At 71.4% G+C, this 3,582-nt stretch carries 3 protein-coding genes; all 3 read left to right on the plus strand.

What is annotated here, in order from left to right; genetic code table 11:
• Positions 1-1,270 (plus strand): NAD-dependent succinate-semialdehyde dehydrogenase (locus ACRDSQ_RS30490; RefSeq protein ID WP_431425870.1); only part of this gene is annotated, 1,270 nt, incomplete at its 5' end.
• On the plus strand, positions 1,251-2,573 hold the full coding sequence (locus ACRDSQ_RS30495) for an NAD-binding protein (protein ID WP_431425872.1): 1,323 nt from the start codon (positions 1,251-1,253) through the stop codon (positions 2,571-2,573). The genes ACRDSQ_RS30490 and ACRDSQ_RS30495, both read left to right, overlap by 20 nt.
• A 451-nt stretch (positions 2,574-3,024) precedes the next feature.
• On the plus strand, positions 3,025-3,582 hold a 558-nt coding region (locus tag ACRDSQ_RS30500; protein WP_431425874.1), incomplete at its 3' end, for a S1 family peptidase.

Consider the following 3,582-nt stretch of genomic DNA (forward strand, 5'->3'; position numbering starts at 1 on the left):
GCCGGGATGGGCGGCGACAGCGCCGCGCGAGCGCGACGAGGTGCTGCGCCGCGCGTACGAGGCGATGACCGCGCGCGCCGAGGAGTTCGCGCACCTGATCGCCCTGGAGATGGGCAAGGCGCTGACCGACGCGCGCGGCGAGGTCGGCTACGCGGCCGAGTTCTTCCGCTGGTTCAGCGAGGAAGCGGTGCGGATCGACGGCGCGCTGCGCACAGCGCCGTCGGGTGCGCACCGCATCCTCACCTTCCGCAGGCCGGTCGGGGTGGCGCTGCTGGTGACGCCGTGGAACTTCCCGGCCGCGATGGCGACCCGCAAGATCGCCCCCGCACTGGCCGCCGGGTGTTCGGTGGTGCTCAAGCCGGCGGAGGACACCCCGCTCACCGCCCTGCTGCTCGCCCAGGTCCTGAGCGACTGCGGTGCGCCCCCCGGCACGGTCAACGTCGTCACGACGGACCGGCCGGGTGAGCTGGTGGGCGCGGCGCTCGCGGACCCACGGGTGCGCAAGCTGTCGTTCACCGGTTCCACCGGCGTCGGCCGGACGCTGTTGCGGCAGAGCGCCGAGCGGGTGGTCAACACGTCGATGGAGCTGGGCGGCAACGCGCCGTTCATCGTCCTCGACGACGCCGACCTCGACGCGGCGGTCGACGGTGCGATGGTGGCCAAGACCCGCGGCGGCGGGCAGGCCTGCACGGCGGCGAACCGGTTCCTGGTGCAGGAATCGGTGGCGGCGGACTTCGCCGCGCGGCTCGCCGAGCGGATGGGCGCGCTGCGCGTCGGACCGGGGACCGACGAACGGACCCAACTCGGGCCCATGGTCAACGCGCGGGCGGTCGACGGCATCGCCGACAAAGTCGACCGGTCCGTCGCGGCGGGCGCCAAGGTGGTGGTCGGCGGCAGCCGACCGGACGGCCCCGGCTCCTTCTACCCGGCGACCGTGCTCACCGACGTGCCACCGGATTCGCCGGTCGCCACCGAGGAGGTCTTCGGCCCGGTCGCCCCGATCATCGCGGTGCGCGACGAGTCGGAAGCGTTGGCACTGGCCAACTCCGTCGACGTCGGGCTCGCCGCCTACGTCTACACCGGTGACCTCGCCCGCGGGCTTCGGGTGTGCGAGGGCCTGGAGGTGGGCATGGTCGGCCTCAACCGGGGTCTGGTGTCCGATCCGGCGGCGCCGTTCGGCGGGGTCAAGCAGTCCGGCCTCGGCCGCGAGGGCGGGTACGAAGGCATAGACGCCTACCTGGAGACCACTTATGTCGCCGCGGACTGGTAGCGCTGTCGTCCTCGGCGACACGGAGGTCGCCCGGCGCACCTGCGCGGCGCTCGGCGAGCGCGGTTACGTCGTCACCCACCTGATCGAGCCGAGCGACGCGGACCTGCGCGCCGCGCTGCGGGCCGACGTGGCCGCCGTCGCGGTGCTGATCCACGGCGACATCACCGCGTTGCGCTACGCCCTGCTCGTCGAACACCTCTCGCCCGGCATCCGGCTCGTGGTCACGCTCTTCGACCGGACCGTCGCGGGCGAACTGCTCCGCGTCGTCCCCAACTGCCAGATCACCTCGCCCGCCGATGTCTCCGTGCCCTCGATCATCGGCGCCTGCCTCGGCGCCCCGGTCCTGGCCGTCGACCCGGCGGGGGTGATGCTGGTCGACACCGGCGACGGCGTGACCACGCGCCGCTGGCGCACCGCGGAACCGTGGCACCGCAGGGCATCGCGGACGCTGGCCGCGCAGGCGCGGGCCCACGACGTCACGTCCAGGATGCTGCGCACCGGCGGTGTCGGGCTGCTCGCCACGCTCGTCGCGGAGTGGCTGCTCGCCACTTTGGTGTTCGGTCTGCCCGCCACCGACGCGCTGCACCTGGCGACCCGGATCACCGCGGGTGTCGGCCCGACCCACGATGGCCACGCGCCCGCCTGGTATCCGGTCGTGTCCAGCGCGGGCATGGTGCTCACGATCGGTTTCACCGCGCTGTTCACCGCAGGTCTCGTGCACCGGTCGCTGTCCACGCGCAGCGTCGGCATGGTGGGCCCGCGGACCATGCCGACCAGCGACCACGTCGTGGTGGTCGGCCTCGGCCAGGTCGGCCTGCGCCTCGCCATGGCGCTGCGCGGGCTGTCCATCCCGGTCCTGGTCGTCGAGCGCGACCCGGCCGCGGCGAACCTGCGGCTGGCGAAGGCCGCGGGCATCCCGGTCCTCATCGCCCACGCCCAGGACCGGGCAGTGCTCGACCGCCTCCGCCTGGGCCGCGCCAGAGCCCTCGCCGCGATGAGCGCCCACGACCTGGACAACGTCGAAGTCGCGATCGCCGCCCTCGCCACCGCGCCGGACCTGCGCGTCGTCCTGCGCGCGGGCGACGACGACGTCATCGCCGAGACCCGCTCCCTGTTCCCCATCGGCGACATCTGCGACGTCTCCTCGCTGACCACCCACGCCGTCGCGGCGGGCGTCGACGGCCGTTCCCCGCGGTTCGTCTATGCGCACGATCGCCGGATCATCGAACACCCGGCACCCGACCACACACCGGCGCCGTCGAGCGGTCCGGAATCCATCGAACGGTGCCCGCACTGGCAATGACCGCTCGGAACTGTTTGTTCAGTGCGTTTGTCGATTCCGGTGGCCACCTGGGAACTCGCGCGGCATTCCGACTCGACGATTCTGATCATGCGAAGACATGATGAAAGCCTTTGACCACCCGACCGGGGACAGTTGTCGTGGTCCAGGTGGATGCCCTGCTCACGACATGTCCGAAATGGCCATCACCCAGGGATAACTGTGAATGAACGGCAATAACGAAGGACTTCCGTCGGCTTGCGGGTAGAACAGGTTGCACTCCAGTATTCGCTTTATAGAACCACCGGGGAACACAGGTGAGGGCGTGTGCCACCCGAGGGTTCCGGACCTTCTGATCCAGATCTCGCGGCGGGCCCACGAGGGCATATCCGGGTCCCGCCGCGATCCCAGACACCGGCCCACCCCCGGCCGGTTCCACATCCCTGCAACAGTCCCATGTGGAAGGAACAAACTCGTGCGCAAGCTCAGCAGTCTCCACAAAGCACTGATCCTCGCGGTGGGCACGCTCGCCGCCGGAGCGGTCGTGGCGGGCCAGGCCATGGCCGCTCCCCCGCCGCCGCCCGCTGACGTCACCCCGCAGGTCGTCGGCGGCACCCCGGCCACGGCGGGCCAGTACCCCTGGATGGTCCGCCTGTCCATGGGCTGCGGCGGCGCGATGTACACCGACCAGCTCGTCCTCACCGCCGCGCACTGCGTCAACGGCACCGGCAACAACACCGGCATCACCGCCACCTACGGCGTGATCGACCTGCAGGACAGCAACAAGGTCACCCGAACCTCGTCCTACGTCTACAAGAACCCCGGCTACGACGGCGCCGAGGGCGGCGACTGGGCGCTGATCAAACTCGCCACCCCGATCACCGGCGCGGCCACCCTGCCGATCGCCACCAACGCCACCTACGACAACGGCACCTTCGACATCATGGGCTGGGGCGCGGCCACCGAAGGCGGCGCGCAGCAGCGCTACCTGCTGCGCGCCCAGGTCCCGTTCGTCTCCGACGCCACCTGCAAG

The sequence above is a fragment of the Actinokineospora sp. genome (assembly GCF_050699995.1).
In the GTDB taxonomy this organism is placed as follows: domain Bacteria; phylum Actinomycetota; class Actinomycetes; order Mycobacteriales; family Pseudonocardiaceae; genus Actinokineospora.